Below are 17,868 nucleotides of genomic sequence, written 5' to 3'. Positions count from 1 at the left end.
CCCGAAGGCTCAGTGGTGGCTGCCGGCGGCCTCGCCCGCCTTGAGGCGATAGACGGTGCCGCAATAGGGGCACTTGGCCTCGCCGGTGCGCGCGACGTCGAGGTAGACCTTCGGATGCGCGCTCCAGAGCTGCATGTCGGCCTTGGGGTTCGGGCAGAACACGCCGCCCTGGTCGTTCAGGTCCTTGGCGAGGAGTTCGATGGTGCTCTTGGGGGTGGACATCGTTTTTTCAGACCTTGGTGAGCCAGTGGGCGTACTTGGGATTGCGGCCGTTAACGATGTCGAAGAAGGCGCTCTGGATCTTCTCGGTGATGGGCCCACGCGACCCGATGCCGATCTCGACGCGGTCGAGCTCGCGGATCGGCGTGACCTCGGCCGCGGTGCCCGTGAAGAAGGCTTCTTCGGCGATGTAGACCTCGTCGCGCGTGATGCGCTTCTGCACGACTTCGATGCCGAGGTCCTTGCAGATGTGCAGGATGGTGTTGCGCGTGATGCCGTTGAGCGCGCCGGCCGACAGGTCGGGCGTGTAGACCACGCCGCCCTTGACCACGAAGATGTTCTCGCCCGCGCCTTCGGAGACGAAGCCGCTGGCATCGAGCAGCAGCGCTTCGTCGTAGCCGTCGTCGAGCGCTTCCATGTTGGCCAGGATCGAGTTGCTGTAGTTGCTGACCGCCTTGGCCTGCGTCATCGTGATGTTGACGTGATGCCGCGTGTAGCTCGAGGTCTTGACGCGGATGCCGCGCTTCATGCCCTCGTCGCCCAGGTAGGCGCCCCATGCCCAGGCCGCGACCATGGCGTGGATCTTGTTGCCCTTGGGGCTGACGCCGAGCTTCTCGGAGCCGATCCAGACCAGCGGCCGCAGGTAGCAGCTGTCGAGCTTGTTCTCGCGCACCACCTGCTTCTGGGCCTCGTTGACCTGTTCCTGGCTGAACGGGATCTTCATGCGCAGGATCTTGGCGCTGTTGAACAGCCGCTCGGTGTGCTCGGCCAGCCGGAAGATGGCGGTGCCGTTGACCGTGTTGTAGGCGCGCACGCCCTCGAAGACGCCGCAGCCGTAGTGCAGCGTGTGGCTCAGCACGTGGATCTTGGCGTCGCGCCAGTCCACGAGCTCGCCATCCATCCAGATCTTGCCGTCACGGTCGTCCAGTGCGGGGGGCAGTGCGCTCATGTCTTTGTCCTTCAACCGGGGGGGTATGTCGCAAAAGCTTTCGATTTTACGGCGGCGGGCCGCCAGCGTCGGGCCGACAATGGTGGGTTTTGCCAACCAGCCAGATAAAAGGGTTTCAGTGTCCGTCTTCAAGAACGTCATCGTCTACCGCATCGAAGCCACGTGGTCGCAGTCGCTCGACCAGGTCGAGCAGGGGCTGGCCACGCAGCGCTTCGTCCCCTGCAGCCCGTCGCAGGAAAAGGCCACCGGCTGGGTCGAGCCCCGTGGCCAGGAACACGGCCCGCTGGCCGAATCGGTGGGCGGCCAGTGGCTGCTCGAATACATGGTCGAGACCAAGACCCTGCCGGCCTCGGTGGTGCGCCGCAAGGTCGATGAGCGCGCCGCCCAGATCGAGGCCACCACCGGCCGCAAGCCCGGCAAGAAGGAAAAGAAGGAACTCAAGGAAGACGTCACCCACGAACTGCTGCCGCTGGCCTTCACGCGCCATGCGCGGGTCGCGGTGTGGATCGACCCCAAGGCCCGGCGCTTGGTCGTGAATTCGAGCAATGCCGCACGCGCCGACGAAGTGGTCACCAGCCTCGTGAAGTCGCTCGACGGCTTCGCGGTGGCGCTGGTCAACTCGCAGGTCGAGCCGGCGGCGGCGATGTCCGAATGGCTGTCCAGCCAGGAGCCGCCGGCGGGTTTCACGATCGACCGCGAGTGCGAGCTCAAGGCCACCGACGAATCGAAGGCCGTGGTGCGCTACGCCAAGCACCCGCTGGACATCGACGAGGTGCGCGAGCACATCGCCGCCGGCAAGCGCCCGACCCGGCTCGCGATGACCTGGGACGACCGGGTCTCGTTCGAGCTCACCGAGGGGCTCCAGATCCGCAAGATCGTGTTCCTCGAAGGCACGTTGGACGATGCGCCGGCCTCGGCGGGCAAGGAAGACGATTTCGATGCCAACGCGGCGATCGCGACCGGCGAGTTGGGGCAGCTGGTGCCCGAACTGCTGGAGGCCCTGGGCGGTGAGATGAAGCTGGGGACCGCGGCCGCGGAACCGGCCGCCGCAGCGCCCGCCAAGGCCGGCGCCGAAGAAGCGCTGGTCGACGACTCAGCGCCGTTCTAAGGCCGGCAAGCTCACACCGGCGGGCGCAGCGCGTCCGCCGCGCCGGGCTTGACCGCATCCGCGCTCGGTGCGTCCGCCGCGGCTTCGTCCTCGGCCACCTCCGGCCGGGTCAGCTTCCACTCGACGAGCTTGCCGCCCGCGAAGGTGCAATCGACCCAGGAGCCGCCGGCATCGGTCCAGCGGAACAGCTCGGGCTGCGTGTCCTTCGGCGAACGCAGCTCGCCGAGCGCGCGCGTCATCGCGATCACGTGCAGCAAGGTCGCCTTGGGCTTGAGCTTGGCATTGAGCATCACGGCGCTGGCGACGGTGCCGATCGGCCGGTCGGCCGCGCGCTTCAGGACCTGCATCGTGCGGTTGAAATGCATCAGCAGGAACATGACGATCGCGCCACCGACCAGTGCCACGCCGCCCCAGCCGTAACTGCGCCAGGCCAGGCCGAGCAGCACCAGGCCGCCGACGGGAACGAGGAGTCTTCCGAAATTCATGGGGTGGATTGTCGCTCGGTCGCCCGGCGGCTTGACCGATGCGCCGGCGCGCAGGCGCGGCAGGCGACTCAGCGCCGACGCAGGATCACGTGCGTCGCGCGTTCGCCGGCGATGCTCTCGGCGACCTCATAGCCCAGGGCCGGCAGGTCGAGCCCCTGGAACAGTGCCTCGCCGGCGCCGAGCAGCACCGGCCGGACGGCCAGGTGCAGTTCGTCGAGCAGACCGGCGGCCAGGTACTGCCGCACGGTCGACACGCCGCCGCCGACGCGGACATCCAGGCCGCCCGCGGCCGCCCTGGCCTGCTCGAGCGCGGCGTGGATGCCTTCGGTGACGAAGCGGAACTCGGTGCCACCGGCCATCGCCAGCGGCGCGCGCGGATGGTGCGTGAGCACGAACACCGGCGTGTGGTACGGGGGCTCGTCGCCCCACCAGCCCTTCCAGCTGTCGTCCGGCCACGGGCCACGCACCGGCCCGAACATGTTGCGCCCGAGGATCCAGGCGCCGATGCCCTCGAAGCCCTGCTCGGCCATGCGGTTGTCGATGCCGGTCTCGCCGCCGGCCTGGCCGCCCTGCATGGTCTGCCACAGGCGCGTGGGGAAGAACCACTCCATCAGCTCGGGGCCGCGCAGCCCGAGCGGATGCTGGAGATCCTGGCTCGGTCCGGCGCCGTAGCCGTCGAGGGACACCGCGAAACTGCGGACGCAAAGCTTGGCCATGGATGTTTCCTCGGGTTCAGGCGCGCGAGACTTCGATGCTGTAGAGGCCCCAGGGGCACAGGGCAAAGCGCTCCTTGAGCGGCTTGTCCTTGAAGGCGGCCAGCGTGTCGGCCTCGTAGATGGCCCATTGCGGGCCCAGCCCGCCCAGGGCGAGCGGCTTGCCGTCCATCTCGGTGGCCACGATCATGCGCCAGCTGCGCGCGTCGGCCAGGCGCAGCGGCACCACGTAGCCGTCGACCGCCCGCAGGCCCAGCATCACGTCGCCGGTGACGCCCGCGACCTCCAGCACGCTGGCCAGCAGCGGCCCGGCGAGCGCATGCAGCCTGGCGTCGTATTCGAGCGTGGCCTTGATGCCGACCGCCGGCAGGCGGCCCAGCGCCTCGGCGTCCAGCACATAGGCCCGGTCGAACTTGACGCCGTGCTTGACCATCAGCTGGTCGAGCGCCGGATCGACCGGCCCCCGGTTGGTCTTGCCGACCATTCCGCTGACGGTCAGCAGGCCCGGGCCGCCTCGCGCCGGCTCCGCCGCCGACACGCCGGCCACGGGCCAAAGCCCGGCGAGCGCCGCGCTGCCCAGGAAATGTCGTTTGTCCATCGGACGATTGTGAAGCGATGCGCCCGCCGCCGTCCACCACGATCGCGGTAGCCTGTCGCCATGGATTCCCTGATTTCCGCTTCGGCGCGGGCGCTCGCCGCCGGCGATGCGCTCGGTGCCCTCAAGCGGATCGCGCTGCGCGACGACCCGCCCGCGCTGGCACTGCGCGGCATCGCCATGGCCCAGCTCGGCGAGCACCCGCGGGCGCGCGAGCTGCTCCGGCTGGCGGCCCGCGGCTTCGGCGCCCACGAAGCGCTGGCGCGGGCCCGCTGCGTGGTCGCCGAGGCCGAAGTGGCGCTGGCGATGCGGGACCTCGGCGGCTCGACGCGCGCGCTGGCGGCGGCGGCGGCCACGCTCGACGCGCATGCCGACCCCGCCAACGCCCTGCAGGCGCGGCTGATCGCGGCGCGCCGGATGCTGCTGCTCGGCCGCCTCGACGAAGCGACGGCGGCACTGGCGCAGCTGGATGCCCAGGGCCTGCCGGCGTCGCTGGCGGCCGTGGCCGAGCTGGCCATCGCCGAGCTGGCGCTGCGCTCGCTGCGCATCGGCCCGGCGCAGGCGGCGCTGGCGCGCGCCCACGAGGCGGCCGCCCGCGCGCGCGTGCCGGCACTGCTGGCCGAGGTGGCGGAGGCGCGGGCGGCGCTCGAACATCCGGCCGCCCGGCGCCTTTCCCGCGACGGCGAAGAGGCGCTGCGCCTCGGCGAGGTCGCGGCCTTGCTGGCCTCCGGCGCGCTGATGATCGATGCCTGCCGTCACGGACTGCGCACCCGCGACGCCTGGCTGCCGCTGGCGCGCCGGCCGGTGCTGTTCGCGCTGGCGCGCACGCTCGCCGAAGCCTGGCCCGACGCCGCCGATCGGGAAGCCCTGATCGCGGATGCGTTCCGCACCCGCCACCCCGACGAGACGCACCGGGCTCGGCTGCGGGTCGAGATCGGGCGCCTGCGGGCACTGGTCGCGGCACTGGCGCAGATCGAGGCCACCCCGCGCGGTTTCGTCCTGAAGCCGCGCGACCAGCGCCCGGCCGTCGTGCTGGCACCGCCCATCGACGGCGACCAGGCCTCGCTGCTGGCGCTGCTGTCCGACGGCGCGGCCTGGTCGACCTCGGCCCTGGCGCTGGCGCTCGGGGCCAGCCAGCGCACCGTCCAGCGCGCCTTGGCCGAGCTGGAGGCCGAAGGCCGTGTGCGCTCGATCGGGCAGGCCCGGGCGCGGCGCTGGCTGTCGCCGCCGCTGGCGGGTTTCACGACGATCTTGTTACTCCCCACCGCGCTCCCGATTGAATAGAGTCGTCCCAAGGCCCCGGTTCGAGGCCCTTCACAAGGAGCCAGAGCGATGACCCGCCAGACAGGCAACGACAGTCCCCAGGCCACGGTGGCCGAGATCGTGCGCGAGTACGGCCCGTTCCCCGGTGCCGACAAGGTGAACGGCGTCACCCACGACGGCCGCCACGTGTGGGCCGCCACCGGCGCCCGGCTGGTCGCCTTCGACCCCGCCAGCGGCGAACCCGCGCGCACGCTGGACCACGCCTGCGATGCCGGCACCGCCTTCGACGGCACCTACCTCTACCAGATCGCCGAGTCGCGCATCGACAAGATCGACCCGGCCACCGGCGAGGTGGTGGCGTCGATCCCGGCCCCCGGCCATGGCTACGACTCGGGGCTCACATGGGCCGAGGGCAGCCTGTGGGTAGGGCAGTACCGCGATCGCAAGATCCACCAGATCGACCCGGCGACCGGCGCGGTCAAGCGCACCATCGAGTCGAACCGCTTCGTCACCGGCGTGACCTGGGTCGACGGCGAGCTCTGGCATGCCACCTGGGAAGGCGACGAGAGCGAGCTGCGCCGCATCCACCCGCAGAGCGGCGCCGTGCTCGAGCGGCTCGAGATGCCGCACGGCGTCGGCATCAGCGGGCTCGAGTCCGACGGTGCGGATCTCTTCTATTGCGGCGGCGGCAATAGCGGCAAGGTCCGCGCCGTGCGCCGCCCGGCGTCCACGCGCAAGGCCGGGACGGCCGCCAACTGAACCCCCAGGAGCACACCATGAACACCGCCACCGCCGAGATCAGCACCACCCACCATCCCGTCGTGTCGAGGGACCGATGGCTCGCCGAGCGCAAGCTGCTGCTGGCGCGCGAGAAGGAAATCACCCGGCTGCGCGATCAGCTCGCCCGCGAGCGCCGCGCGCTGCCCTGGGTACGCATCCAGAAGGACTACGCCTTCGACACGCCCGATGGCCGGCGCACGCTGGCCGAGCTGTTCGAAGGCCGCCGGCAGCTGCTGGTTCAGCACTTCATGCTCGGCCCGGGCTGGGCCGAGGGCTGCCCGAGCTGCTCGTACATGGCCGACCACCTCGACGGCATGCAGGTGCACCTGATGCAGCGCGACGTCACGCTGCGGGTGGTGTCGCGGGCACCGCTGGCCGAGATCGAGCGCTTCCGCGCCCGCATGGGCTGGCGATTCCAGTGGGTGTCTTCGCACGGCAGCGACTTCAACCGCGACTTCGGCGTCTCGTTCACGCAGGAAGAGATCGCCAGCGGCAAGGTCCGCTACAACTACGTGACGCAGGCCTTCCCGGCCGAGGAGGCACCCGGCATCAGCGTGTTCTACAAGGACGACGCGGACCAGGTCTTCCACACCTACTCGACCTACGGGCGCGGGGTGGAAGTGATGATGGGGACCTACGACCTGCTGGACCTCACGCCCAAGGGCCGCGACGAACACAACCCGGGCCACACCATGGACTGGGTGCGCCACCACGACCGCTACGAAACCGCCGCGGCCGGCTCGTGCTGCGGGTCGCACTCCTGAACAGGCGAGCGGCTCATGGCAAGCCTCTGGCCATGGCTGGCGATCGCCGGCATCGGCGCGCTGCACGGCCTGAACCCGGCCAACGGCTGGATGCTCGCGGCCGCCTGGGGCCTGCGTTCGCATGACCGGACGCAGGCGCTGCGGGCCCTGCTGCCGATCGCGGCCGGTCACGCCGCATCGGTCGCGCTGGTGGCCGCGGCGGTGGCGTTCGGCCTGTCCCTGGACCGCCAGCTGCTGCAGGCCCTGGCGGGCGGCGCGCTGGTGCTGGTCGCGGGGCTTCGGCTCTGGCGCCGCCGGCCCGCCCGGGCCTGGGCGCCCGCCGGGCATGCCGGGCTGGCGCTGTGGTCGTTCATGATGTCCACCGCCCATGGCGCCGGCCTGATGCTGGTGCCGGCGCTGATGCCGCTGTGCATCGGCGCCGCGCCAGGCAGTGGCAGTGGCAGTGGCAGTGGCGCGACCGGGCCGCTGGCGCTGGCCCTGGCCGCCGTCGGCGTCCACGGCGCCGCGATGCTGGCCGTCACCGGTCTGCTGGCCAGCGGGGCCTGCCGCGGCTACGACACCGCGGCCGGCTGGCTTCGGCCCCTCTTCAACCGGGTTGCTTGGTGGTGCGCAGGTAGGGCTTGATGGTCTTGAAGCCGGGGAAGGCCTTCTCGGCCTCTTCGTTCGTGACCGCGGTCGTGATGATCACGTCCTCGCCGTTCTTCCAGTTGACCGGCGTCGCCACCCTGTGCTTGACGGTCAGCTGCATCGAGTCGAGCACGCGCAGGATCTCGTCAAAGTTGCGGCCGGTGGTCATCGGGTAGGTCAGCATCAGCTTGATCTTCTTGTCCGGCCCGATGATGAACACCGAGCGCACCGTGGCGTTGGTGGCGGCCGTCCGGCCATCGGAGGTGCCCGGCTCCTCGGCCGGCAGCATGTTGTAGAGCTTGGCCACCGCCAGGTCGGTGTCGCCGATCATCGGGTACTTGACGACCGCGCCCTGGGTCTCCTCGATGTCCGCGACCCACTTGCCATGGCTGTCGACCGGATCGACCGACAGGCCGATGAGCTTGCAGTTGCGCTTGGTGAACTCCGGCTCGATCTTGGCCATGTAGCCCAGCTCGGTGGTGCACACCGGCGTGAAATCCTTGGGATGCGAGAACAGGATCGCCCAGCTGTCGCCGATCCACTCGTGGAAGTCGATGCTGCCTTGCGTGGTGAGGGCCGTGAAGTTGGGGGCGGTGTCGTTGATGCGAAGGGACATGGCGGGCTCCAGTGGTTCGGGTTCGAATGGGGGACCGAATCGAAGCATAGCGCGACGGCGGGCGACGGGAAACCCGTCCTTTGCTTGCTAGCCGAAGGTGAACACGTACGCCTGCGCACCCCGCTCGATGAACTCGATCTCGAAGCTGCGCTCCGCGCTGCCCGCGCGCTGGCGCACGAGCTGGTAGAGCCGCTGGCGGTCGATCGTGCCGCGCCCTTGCGCGTCGGTGTCGAAGCCATGGTCCGCGAGCGGCGGCCGGCCGTCGACGCGCACCTGGAAATGCACCGGCCGGCCGTCGGCCGCGGGACCCAGCACGAGGTGGAGGTCCCGGGCCCGGAAGCGATAGGCGATGCGCCCGTGCGCCGCAGCCGAGACGACGCGATCGCGTTCGGCGGTCCACTGGCCGTCGAGCGTCCAATGGTCCCGCGCCAGCGATGCGACGCCGCTGTAGGCACGCGTGCGATCGCGTTCGAGCCGCCCGGGCGACGCGAAGCCGTCGGCACGCTCGTACCCCAGGTACGACTCTTCCGAGAGCGCTGGTGTCGGCGCCGCGGCCGCCTCGACGCCCTGCCCCTGCGGCGACACCACGCCGGACGGAACCACGCCCCCGGCTTCGGCCAGCAGCTGCTGGATCAGCTGCTCCGCGCGCTGGTAGCCGCCCTCGCCAAACTGATGGTCGCGCACCCGGCCTTGCGCATCGATGAAATAGAACGCCGGCCAGTACTGGTTGCCGAAGGCGCGCCACACCGCATGGTCGCTGTCGACGGCGACGGGAAAGCCGATGTCCAGGTCGGCGACCGCGCGGCGCACGTTCTCCGGGCGCTTCTCGAAGGCGAACTCGGGCGCATGGACGCCGACGACCACCAGGCCGGCATCGCGGTACTTCTGCGCCCAGGCCCGCACGTACGGCAAGGTGCGCAGGCAGTTGATGCACGAGTAGGTCCAGAAATCGACCAGCACCACCTTGCCGCGCAGGCTCTCGGGCGTCAGCGGCTCGGAGCCGATCCACTCGGTCGCCCCGGCCAGCGAAGGAAAGGCGCCTTCGGACAGGACGCGCGGGGCGGACAGGTCGACGCGCTGCGCCACGGGCGACGCTGGGGGCGGGCCCGGCCGCACCCGTTCGACCAGCGCCTGCTCCAGCCCGGCGGGCGCCGCGAACGAGATCCGGCTCAGCAGGCGGGTGTCGATGCCGGTCGCGATCAGCGCCACGCCGACCAGGATGCCGGCGCCGGCAACGCGCCGGATCGCGGCACTCGACAAGGCCGTCCTCTTGACCAGCGGGCGCAGGCGACCGCCGAGCACCAGCGCGGCCGCCAGGGAAGTGCAGGCGCCGGCGGCATAGGCGAGCAGCAGCAGCGAGGTGGTGGCGCTGGCGCCGTTCAGGGTCGCGCTGGCCAGGATCAGGCCGAGGATCGGACCCGCGCAGGGCGTCCACAGCAGGCCGGTCGCAAGGCCCAGCAGCGCCGACGACAGCATGCCGGAGCGCCGTGCCGGATCGCCTTGCGGCCCCGCGGACAGGCGCTGGCCGAGCGCGACGAAGGGCCGGCTCAGCGCGTCGGCCAGCGGCGGCCACAGCAGCGCGCAGCCGCACAGGGCGATCCAGGCAATGGCCACGAAGCGACCGTACTCGTTGAGGGCGACCGCCCAGGCGCCGCCGATCGCCGCCAGCGACGCCACGCCCGCGAAGGCGAGCGCCATGCCGGCCAGCATCGGCAGGCCGTGCGATGCGAACGGCCGCCCGGCGCGCGAGAACACGAACGGCAGCACCGGCCACACACAGGGGCTGGCGATGGTGAGCACGCCGCCGAGATAGGCCACGGCGGCGAGGGTCACGCTCACACGTGCCCCGCGGCGAGCGCCAGGACAGCGTCGGCGAAGGCCTGCGGCGCTTCCTGCGGCAGGTTGTGACCGCCCTGCACCACCCGGTGCGAACGCGGCCCGCTGAATTTCGCCGCCTGCGCCCGGCCATCGCCGGCCGGCACGATGCCATTGGTGGCGCCGTCCATCGTGATCGTGGGCACGGTGATCACCGGCTGCGTGGCGAGCCGTCGCTCCCACGCCTCGTACTGCGGCTGGCCGGGCGCCAGGCCCAGGCGCCAGCGGTAGTTATGGATCACGATGTCGACGTAGTCCGGGTTGTCGAACGAGGCCGCGCTGCGCAGGAAGGTCGCCTCGTCGTAGTTCCACTTCGGCGAGTTGTTCGTCCACAGGATCCGGGCGATGTCGCGCCGGTTCGCCTGCAGGCCGGCGCGGCCGCGCTCCAGCGCGAAGTAGTACTGGTACCACCAGTCGTGCTCGGCCTTGGCCGGCAAGGGCATCGCGGCGGCGGCGAGGTTGGTCACGATGTAGCCGCCGACCGTGAGCAGGCCCAGGCAGCGCTCAGGCCACAGGGCGGCGATCACGCAGGCCGTGCGCGCACCCCAGTCGTAGCCGACCATCAGCGCACGCTCGATGCCGAGGGCGTCGAGCAGCGCGATCTGGTCGAGCGCCACCGCCGATTGCTGGGCATTGCGCGGCGCCTGCGGGTCGATGAAACGGGTCGTTCCGTGGCCGCGCAGGTGCGGCACGATCACGCGGAATCCGCGCGCCGCGAGCAGCGGCGCGACCTCCGCATAGCTGTGGATGTCGTAGGGATAGCCGTGCATCAGCAGCACCGGCGTGCCGTCCCGCGGGCCGGCTTCGTAGTAGCCGACATCGAGTTCACCGGCGCGGATCTGCCGGATCGGCTCGAGCTGCCGGGGCGCGGCGCCGGGGCCCGCCGCCGGCTTGCCCGGCGGCGGCGTGGCGGCCTCGGCGAATGCCGGGAGAAGGGATTCCGCGAGGGCGATGCCGGCGGCGGCGCTGCCGAGGAAGGCCCGGCGTTGCAGTTGGAAGGCTTCGGACATGAGGTTCTCTCCGTGATTCGACGAAGCGAATTCTTCGCCTTTCCATCTGTTCTACCAACAGCATTTTTTTAACCACTTCGTTGCCTGTTGGGCAACACTACGGCGATGCGAGAAATCAACCAGAAACGACTACGCTACTTCCGCGAGGTGCTCGTCCACGGCTCGATCCGCGGCGCCGCGGACGCCCTCGGCACCGCCCCCTCGGTGATCACCCGGCAGGTCGCTCTGCTGGAGGAAGAACTCGGTCTGACCCTGTTCGAGCGGCAGGCGCGGGGCGTGGCGCCGACCGACGCCGCGCAGCACCTGCTCGAATACTGGCGTGGCTGCCAAGCCCACCAGGAGCAGTTGGCCGAGCGGCTGCGCGCGATCGAATCGCTCGAAGCCGGCAACGTCAGGATCGTCGCCAGCGAGGGCTTCATCGACGGCTTGATGGAGCAGGTCGTCGCCGCCTTCTGCGCCGCGCATCCCAAGCTGGCGGTGATGGTCGACGCCTCGCCCGCCAACGAGCTGGTGCGCGCCGTCGTCGACGACGAGGCCCACATCGGCATCGCCTACAACCCGCCGGCCGATCCCGCGCTCGAGACCGTCGCAAGCGCGCCGGCGCCGGCCAGGCTGCTGGTGCGCGCGGGGCATCCGCTGACCCGGTTGTCCGGGCCGCTCCACCTGCGGCAGATCGCCGGCTATCCGCTCGGCCTCATGCCGCCCGGCTACGGGGTCGGCCTGCTGGTGGAGATGCTCGAATACGCCGAGAACCTGAAGCTGCACATCACGCTGCGCAGCAACTCGGTGGTCGGCCTCAAGCGCTTCGTGCGCAGCACCGACGGCGTCACGATCATCGGCGCCGGGCTGGCCGCGGCTCCGGAGATCGCGGCCGGGCACCTGGTGGCGCTGGAGCTGGCCCACCCGCTGTGCCGCTCGGCACAGGTCAGGCTGGTGGTGCGCCGCGGTCGGCCGCTGTCGGTCGCGGCGGGCAGCCTGCTGGGCGAGATCCGGACCGGGTTCTCCGCCTTCCAGGGCCGGCCGACACGCGCGCGGGCCTGAGCCAGGTCACCAGCTGTTGCGCAATTCGCGCAGCTTGGTGAACACCGTCTTCGGGTCCGGCTGGTCGGGAAGATCGGGGAAGGCCTCGCGCAGCGCAGCGATGACGCTCGGGCTGCTCAGGCGCAGGAAGGTGTTGATCTGCTTTTCTTCCTGCAGCGTCGTGACCCGGGCCGTCGCCGGGTCCTGCGCGGCCACCTGCGGCAGCAGCGCATGGGCGGCCGCGTTGTCGGGCTCGCGCGCGAGCGTGAAGCGCAGGTTGTTCTCGATGTAGTCGTGGCCCGGGTAGACGCGCGTGTCGGCGGGCAGCTTGGCGAGTTGGTCGACGAAGCTGGCGTACAAGTCCTCGACGTTGCCGCCGTTGTGGCAGTTGCCCGCTCCGGCGTTGAACAGCGTGTCGCCCGAGAACAGGGCCGGGCTGTCGGTGTGGGAGCGCAGGCAGATGTGGCACATGGTGTGGCCGGGCGTGTCGAGGCATTCGAGCTCGACGGTCCGGCCGACCTTGATCACGTCGCCGGCCTTGACGCCGCGGTCCACGCCGGCGATGCGCGAGCCCGACTGGTGGTGCGCGATCAGCTTGGCCCCGGTCGCCGCCACCACGGCCGCATTGCCGCCGGTGTGGTCGTGGTGCTCGTGCGTGTTGAGGATCTGCGTGATCTGCCAGCCCTTGTCCTTGGCGGCGGCCAGGCATTTCTGGTGGTCCAGCGGATCGATGGCCAGGGCTTCGCCGCTCTCCGGGCAGACGATGAGGTAGTTGTAGTTGCGGTAGGCGTTGCCGGTCCAGATGCGCTCGACGATCATGGGGATGCTCCAGGCTGTCAAAGAGATACGAGGCGGGAGCATACGTCGGGCGCCTGGATGCTGCGGGCGAAGGGGCAAGCCCCTCGCCCGCCCTCGCTCGCTCAGAAGCGGTCCGCCAGCCCCATCGCCGGATCGCTGACCGAATGCCGGCCGGTCTCCAGCCGGCCGGCCAGGCGGCGATAGAAGGCGGGGTCGGCATCGCAGGTCACGACGAAGTCGTACCACTGGCCGCTGGTGTCCAGGCTCCAGCGCATGCGGGTGTCGTCGCCGCCCTTGACCCGGACGCTCCACGAGCCGTCCTTGTTGCCGTTGTAGCGGCCGCGCTCGTCGCGGTCGTCGTTGCCATGGCCGTGGTCGTCGTGGCGGTCCTTGCCGCCGCCCTCGAAGGCCTCGGGGCGCGCATAGAGCTTGTTGGACTGCACGGTGAAGCGGCAATCGCGGCGGCCGTCGTTGCGCAGCTGCAGGTAGAGGTCGCCTTGGCGCCGCTCGTAGCCCACGCGGATCTCCGGCAGCGCCACGCCGCCGGCGCGCAGGCGGTTCAGGTCGCCCTTGAAGTGGCGGTGGAAGCCGTTCGGCCCCAGCACCCAGAGGTCGTACAGGCCGGCGTCGTCGGTCATCGACGCCCAGTCGCCGGCCAGTTGCTTGCCGGGCTCGACCACGTAGCGGCGCGGCAGCCGGTCCGACAGGTGCAGCTTGTCATAGACGTGGAACACCGCCGCGGCCCGGCCGCTGTTGGCGAACAGCAGCTGCACGCGGCCGTTGAGCGCGTCGGTGCGCGCGCTGGCGTGCAGTTCGTAGGGCAGCGCCCGCGAGGGCCGCACGCCGGTGGCCTGCACCGGCAGCGCGGCATCGGCGGCCGGGGTGATCTTCGGCAGCGCTTGCTGCGCGGCGGTCAGCGCGTCGGCGTCGCCCTTGGTCGTGTGCCCGGCCAGGGTCGGCAGCGGCTCGTTGTTGGGGCGCTCGAAATTGAATGCGCTGGTGAGGTCGCCGCAGACGGCGCGGCGGTACTTGCTGATCTGCGGCTCGACCACGCCGAAGCACTTCTCGAGGAACATCAGCGTCGACGTGTGGTCGCAGACCTGCGAGTTGACCCAGCCGCCGCGGCTCCAGGGCGAGACCACCCACATCGGCACCCGCGGGCCGGGCCCGTAGGGCCGGCCGTCGATCGCGGGCTGGCTCGTGGTGGCGGGCGCGAAGTCGTGGTACTCGACCGCCACGTCGGCAGCGGCCAGCGTGCAGGCGCCGGCCAGCGTGCCGTCGGCATTGCGCGAAGGCACGGCCGGCGACGGCAAGTGATCGAAGAAGCCGTCGTTCTCGTCGAAGTTGACCAGCAGCACGGTCTTGCTCCAGACCTCCGGGTTGGCGGTCAGCGCATCCAGCACTTCCTGCACGTACCAGCCGCCCTTGGCCGGGCTCGACGGCCCGGGGTGCTCGCTGTAGGCCGAGGGCGAGATGATCCACGACACCGCCGGCAGGGTGCCGTTCCTGATGTCCTCGCGGAAGGTCTCCAGGAAGCCTTGCGGCATGGTGTTGCCGAAGCCCTTGGCCAGCGGGCTGAGCGCATCGTCGACCGACGCGTCGTAGAGCGGGCCGGCGGCATCGACCGGCTGCGTGATGTCGGTGGCCGCCACGTAGACCGGGCGCCGCGCTGGCGGCATCTGCTCGATGGCGGCGCGCCAATGGCGGAAGCCCATCATCTCGTTGCAGCCGTAGTTGTCGATCAGGCTCTGGTAGACCTTCCACTTTACGCCGGCCTTCTCGAGCCGGTCGGCATAGGTGGTCCAGGTCCAGCCCTGGGTCGACGGGCCGATGTCGTTGCCGCCGTTGAACTGGTTGTTCAGCGCCGCCACCTGGACCTTGCTGCCGTCGACCGGGCTGATGCCGTTCGGGCCGTTGGTGCCGCTCCAGTAGAACAGGCGGTTCGCGATGGTGCCCGTGTGCATGCCGCAGTGATAGTGGTCGCACAGCGTGAAGGCTTCGGCCAGTGCCCGCTGGAACGGGACTTCGGCGCTGTCGTAGTAGCCCATCGACAGCAGGTTCTTGGCATCAGGCCACTTGAACATGCGGCCGTGGTCCCACGCCGCCTGCGAATCGGCCCAGGTGTGGGGCGTGCTGCCGGCGCGCTGCGCGTTGCCCTTGCTCTCGTCGAGCCGGTAGGGCACGTAGGTGCTGGGCGGCGTGGTCTTGGTATAGCTTTGGTGGAACACGTTCTTGCCGTTGGGCGCCGGGACCGCCATGCGGTCGCCATAGCCGCGCACCCCCTTGAAGGTGCCGAAATAGCTGTCGAAGGAACGGTTCTCCTGCATCAGCAGGACCACGTGCTTGACGTCCTTGATGGTGCCGGTGTCGTGATGGGCGGGGATGGCCAGCGCACGGCGGATGCTGGGCGGAAAGGCGGCCAGCGTGGCGGCGGCGATGCCGGTGGTGGCGGAACTCTGGAGGAAGTTGCGGCGTGAGGTCATGTCAGGGCGAGTGTCGGGGAATATCGAGCGGGGGGTCAGGGGGCGTAGCTGACGCTGGGCTGGCTGCTGGCGTCGGCGGCCGTCGACGCGGTGTCGGTCGTGGTCTTGGCGGTGGTGCCGGCCGCGGCGGCTGCCGTGCCGGTGCCCGCGGCGCCGCTGCTGCCGCCGCCGCAGGCGGTCAGGGCGCAGGCCAGGGTCGACAGCGCAGCCAGTGCGCGAAAGGTGGGCCATGGGTACATAGGGGAGCACTCCGTGTCTTGGAATCGTGGGGCGTTCAGCAGGCTAGGCGAGCGCCGTGACGTCGCGATGAAGCGACGATGACATCGCGCTGAGCGGGCTAAGATCGGCGCCTCTTTCAACCACCGACCGGAGGTCACCATGGAAAGCCACATCGCCCCATCCATTGCGCTCACCCGGTCCGTCGCGTCCCACCTGGCTGGCTGAAGCTGGCGGCCCTGCGCCGCTCCACTGCCTCGCCGCCTCGAACCGCCCGAGTCCCAGCTGCCGCTGCCGGCACGTGCCGGCAGCGGCCCTGTCGTCTCTAGAAATCAAGGCAAGCCCCATGTTTGGCAACGAAAGAGATTCGATCGCGGTCCACTACTTCGATCCCGAGGCCGCTTCACCCGAGGACTGGGCGAAGCTGCATTCATTCCGCCGCGCCCGCCATGCCGAAGACCTTCCCGGCGAGCCGGTGCTGCCCGACGCCGACTTCGAGCGCGAGTTGCGCCTGCATCGCCCGCTGGGCGAGCCGCGCCGCTTCATCGCCACCCGGCAGGGCGAATTCGTCGGCAACCTGATCCTGATGTTTCGCCGCGACGGCTCGCCCGGCTGCGAGGAGTTCGCGGCCCACGTGGACGCGGCCGGCGGCGTGCTGCGTGCCTGTCGCCGCCAAGGCATCGGCAGGGCGCTGGCCAGGACACTGCTCGCGTTCATGCAGGCGCGGGGCCGGACGACCGCCACCTTCAAGGTGCACCTGCCCGACGGCAACGCGTTCATGGCGGCACTCGGCGCCGTCGGCAAGTACCACAGCGCCGAGAACCGCCTGCGCCTCGATGCGCTCGATTGGCCGTCGCTCGCGCGCTGGCGCGAGGCGGTGCCGCTGGCCGCCGACGGACTGCGCTGGGAGGTGCACGCGGGGCGGGTGCCGATGGCGCGGCTGGGCCAGTTGATGGCGCCCTTCTCGGCGCTGATCAACGAGCAGCCGCTCGACGCGCTTGAGGTGCCCCGCATGCGCTACGAACTGCCGGGCTACGTGACCTGGTACGAAGACATGGACCGCCGGGGCGGCGAACACTTCCTGGTGCTGCTGTGCCACGGCGACGACGTGGCCGCGATGTGCGATGCGAGCTGGGACGCGCGCTTTCCGGAACGCGTCTACCAGCAGCTCACCGCCGTGGCCCGGCCCTGGCGCGGGCGTGGCCTGGCCAAGGCGGTGAAGGCCGCGATGCTGGAGCTCGTCCACACGCGGCACCCCGGCGTTCGAACGATGATCACCCACAACGCGCACGCCAATGCGCCCATGCTGTCGATCAACGAGCGGCTGGGCTTCGCGCGGCATCGCGACGACCGCACCTACCAGCTCGACCGCGCGGTGCTGGCGTCGGCGCTGGCGCGCTAGGGTCGTGGCGCGCGCCCGCGCAGCCGCAGCAGGATCGCCGCGTTGTCGAGTTCACCCTCGCCCTGCGCCACGGCCTCCTCCAGCAGCTGCGCGTGGACACGCGAGAACGGCAGCTCCAGCGCCGCGGCACCGGCGCTGTCGAGCATCAACCGCACGTCCTTCAGGTGCTGGCGGATGCGCGAGCGCGGCGCGAAGTCGCCTTCGACCATCAGCGGTCCCTTGATCCTGGCCGCCTCGGAACTCGCCGGGCTGGCCAGCACCAGTTCGAGGAACCGGCGGGGGTCGAGGCCCAGGCTCTGCGCGAAGGCCAGGCCCTCGGCGAAGACGGCGCGGTTGAGTCCCAGCACGAGGTTGGTGGCCAGCTTGGCCTTGGCGCCCATGCCGGGCGCACCGACATGGATCCAGCGGCTGGCGAGCGCCGACAGCACGGGCGCCGCCCGGGCCACGCCGGCGTCGTCGGCGCCGACGAGGGCCGTCGCTTCGCCCTCGCCGATCTGCTGGCTCGAGCCCGAGAGCGGCGCCTCGACGAGGTCGATGCCGCGCGCATGCAGCCGGCGCCCCAGCGCCACCAGCAGGTCCGGCGAGCCGGTGGAACAGTCGATCACCAGGCCGACCCGGCTGCCGGGCCCCAGCAGCCCCGGCTCGCCTTCGAGCACCTGGAGCGCGCCGTGGGTGTCGAACACGGCGAGCACCACGGTGTCGACCGAGCGGCCCAGCGCCGGCAGCGAGCCGGCGCCCTCCCCGCCCGCGTCCTCGAACGCCTGCACAGCCTCCGGCCGCAGGTCATGGCCCAGCGTGCGCCAGCCGGCCGCGCGCAGGCGCAGGCCCAGGGCCTGGCCGACCAGGCCGAGGCCGACGATGCCGATGGTCGGGGCGGGCACGTTCATCCTAGGTGCTCCACCACGTCTCGCATGACCCGTGACGCATGAAACCGGCGCAGCCAAA

Annotated in this window: 19 protein-coding genes; 7 read left to right on the top strand and 12 right to left on the bottom strand. The window is 70.7% G+C overall.

Annotated features, from left to right (window positions below; translation table 11 throughout):
• Positions 1 to 9: 9 nt before the first annotated feature.
• Both QZH52_RS25005 and QZH52_RS25000 read right to left on the bottom strand, forming a co-directional pair.
• Positions 10 to 222, bottom strand: coding sequence for a zinc-finger domain-containing protein (locus QZH52_RS25005; protein WP_301813290.1), 213 nt, complete (start codon positions 220 to 222; stop codon positions 10 to 12).
• A gap of 7 nt (positions 223 to 229) precedes the next feature.
• Positions 230 to 1,168, bottom strand: a complete 939-nt coding sequence (locus tag QZH52_RS25000; RefSeq protein WP_286535052.1) for a branched-chain amino acid transaminase — start codon at positions 1,166 to 1,168, stop codon at positions 230 to 232.
• Positions 1,169 to 1,286: 118 nt separating this feature from the next.
• Here QZH52_RS25000 and QZH52_RS24995 point away from each other — a divergent pair, with 118 nt between their 5' ends.
• On the top strand, positions 1,287 to 2,276 hold the full coding sequence (locus tag QZH52_RS24995) for a recombination-associated protein RdgC (protein WP_301813288.1): 990 nt from the start codon (positions 1,287 to 1,289) through the stop codon (positions 2,274 to 2,276).
• Between the two features lie 11 nt (positions 2,277 to 2,287).
• Here the strand turns inward: QZH52_RS24995 and QZH52_RS24990 are convergent, their stop codons facing one another.
• From QZH52_RS24990 to QZH52_RS24980, 3 genes are read right to left on the bottom strand one after another with little or no spacing between them, the layout of a single operon-like run.
• Positions 2,288 to 2,770 carry a glycerate kinase gene (locus QZH52_RS24990; protein WP_301813328.1) on the bottom strand — a complete coding sequence of 161 codons (483 nt, stop codon included), beginning with the start codon at positions 2,768 to 2,770 and terminating at the stop codon, positions 2,288 to 2,290.
• Between the two features lie 59 nt (positions 2,771 to 2,829).
• Positions 2,830 to 3,477: a dihydrofolate reductase family protein gene (locus QZH52_RS24985; RefSeq protein WP_301813286.1), complete on the bottom strand. Its 648-nt coding sequence runs from the start codon at positions 3,475 to 3,477 to the stop codon at positions 2,830 to 2,832.
• A gap of 16 nt (positions 3,478 to 3,493) precedes the next feature.
• Positions 3,494 to 4,072, bottom strand: coding sequence for a putative pterin-binding protein (locus QZH52_RS24980; RefSeq protein WP_286521805.1), 579 nt, complete (start codon positions 4,070 to 4,072; stop codon positions 3,494 to 3,496).
• 60 nt (positions 4,073 to 4,132) lie between these two features.
• Here QZH52_RS24980 and QZH52_RS24975 point away from each other — a divergent pair, with 60 nt between their 5' ends.
• Genes QZH52_RS24975 through QZH52_RS24960 form a run of 4 tightly spaced genes read left to right on the top strand, consistent with a single transcriptional unit; the run spans position 4,133 to position 7,500 of the window.
• Positions 4,133 to 5,353 (top strand): helix-turn-helix domain-containing protein, encoded by a 1,221-nt coding sequence (locus QZH52_RS24975; RefSeq protein ID WP_301813285.1) that lies wholly within the window; start codon positions 4,133 to 4,135, stop codon positions 5,351 to 5,353.
• Between the two features lie 48 nt (positions 5,354 to 5,401).
• Positions 5,402 to 6,091 carry a Vgb family protein gene (locus QZH52_RS24970; protein WP_301813284.1) on the top strand — a complete coding sequence of 230 codons (690 nt, stop codon included), beginning with the start codon at positions 5,402 to 5,404 and terminating at the stop codon, positions 6,089 to 6,091.
• Positions 6,092 to 6,108: 17 nt separating this feature from the next.
• Positions 6,109 to 6,876: a DUF899 domain-containing protein gene (locus QZH52_RS24965; RefSeq protein WP_301813283.1), complete on the top strand. Its 768-nt coding sequence runs from the start codon at positions 6,109 to 6,111 to the stop codon at positions 6,874 to 6,876.
• Positions 6,877 to 6,891: 15 nt separating this feature from the next.
• Positions 6,892 to 7,500 (top strand): hypothetical protein, encoded by a 609-nt coding sequence (locus QZH52_RS24960; RefSeq protein WP_301813282.1) that lies wholly within the window; start codon positions 6,892 to 6,894, stop codon positions 7,498 to 7,500.
• On the opposite strand, the gene QZH52_RS24955 is transcribed toward QZH52_RS24960, so the two are convergent.
• From QZH52_RS24955 to QZH52_RS24945, 3 genes are all read right to left on the bottom strand, one after another.
• A complete protein-coding gene (locus QZH52_RS24955) occupies positions 7,463 to 8,119 on the bottom strand; it encodes a peroxiredoxin (protein WP_286521800.1) in 657 nt (218 codons plus the stop codon). The genes QZH52_RS24960 and QZH52_RS24955 overlap by 38 nt on opposite strands.
• An 87-nt stretch (positions 8,120 to 8,206) precedes the next feature.
• Positions 8,207 to 9,952: a cytochrome c biogenesis protein DipZ gene (locus tag QZH52_RS24950; RefSeq protein WP_301813279.1), complete on the bottom strand. Its 1,746-nt coding sequence runs from the start codon at positions 9,950 to 9,952 to the stop codon at positions 8,207 to 8,209.
• Between the two features lie 2 nt (positions 9,953 to 9,954).
• Complete coding sequence (locus QZH52_RS24945; RefSeq protein WP_301813278.1) at positions 9,955 to 11,004, bottom strand: alpha/beta fold hydrolase; 1,050 nt, start codon at positions 11,002 to 11,004, stop codon at positions 9,955 to 9,957.
• A gap of 105 nt (positions 11,005 to 11,109) precedes the next feature.
• On the opposite strand from QZH52_RS24945, the gene QZH52_RS24940 reads away from it, so the two are divergent.
• Positions 11,110 to 12,045 carry a LysR substrate-binding domain-containing protein gene (locus QZH52_RS24940; RefSeq protein WP_301813277.1) on the top strand — a complete coding sequence of 312 codons (936 nt, stop codon included), beginning with the start codon at positions 11,110 to 11,112 and terminating at the stop codon, positions 12,043 to 12,045.
• Between the two features lie 6 nt (positions 12,046 to 12,051).
• Here QZH52_RS24940 and QZH52_RS24935 read toward each other — a convergent pair whose 3' ends face one another.
• From QZH52_RS24935 to QZH52_RS24925, 3 genes are all read right to left on the bottom strand, one after another.
• A complete protein-coding gene (locus QZH52_RS24935; protein ID WP_301813276.1) occupies positions 12,052 to 12,843 on the bottom strand; it encodes a hydroxyacylglutathione hydrolase in 792 nt (263 codons plus the stop codon).
• Positions 12,844 to 12,944: 101 nt separating this feature from the next.
• Entirely contained in the window at positions 12,945 to 15,305 is a 2,361-nt protein-coding gene (locus tag QZH52_RS24930) for a phosphocholine-specific phospholipase C (RefSeq protein ID WP_301813275.1), read from the bottom strand.
• Positions 15,306 to 15,340: 35 nt separating this feature from the next.
• Complete coding sequence (locus QZH52_RS24925) at positions 15,341 to 15,544, bottom strand: hypothetical protein (protein WP_301813274.1); 204 nt, start codon at positions 15,542 to 15,544, stop codon at positions 15,341 to 15,343.
• A gap of 323 nt (positions 15,545 to 15,867) precedes the next feature.
• Between QZH52_RS24925 and QZH52_RS24920 the strand changes: the two genes are divergently transcribed.
• Complete coding sequence (locus QZH52_RS24920) at positions 15,868 to 16,923, top strand: GNAT family N-acetyltransferase (RefSeq protein ID WP_301813273.1); 1,056 nt, start codon at positions 15,868 to 15,870, stop codon at positions 16,921 to 16,923.
• On the opposite strand, the gene QZH52_RS24915 is transcribed toward QZH52_RS24920, so the two are convergent.
• Positions 16,920 to 17,810: an NAD(P)-dependent oxidoreductase gene (locus tag QZH52_RS24915; RefSeq protein ID WP_301813272.1), complete on the bottom strand. Its 891-nt coding sequence runs from the start codon at positions 17,808 to 17,810 to the stop codon at positions 16,920 to 16,922. The genes QZH52_RS24920 and QZH52_RS24915 overlap by 4 nt on opposite strands.
• Positions 17,811 to 17,868 lie beyond the last annotated feature (58 nt).

Origin of the sequence: Variovorax ginsengisoli, assembly GCF_030486595.1 — a bacterium.
Lineage (GTDB): Bacteria > Pseudomonadota > Gammaproteobacteria > Burkholderiales > Burkholderiaceae_C > Variovorax > Variovorax ginsengisoli_B.
Note: the sequence above shows the minus strand (reverse complement) of the source record. Positions and strands in the feature narration are given on the sequence as shown.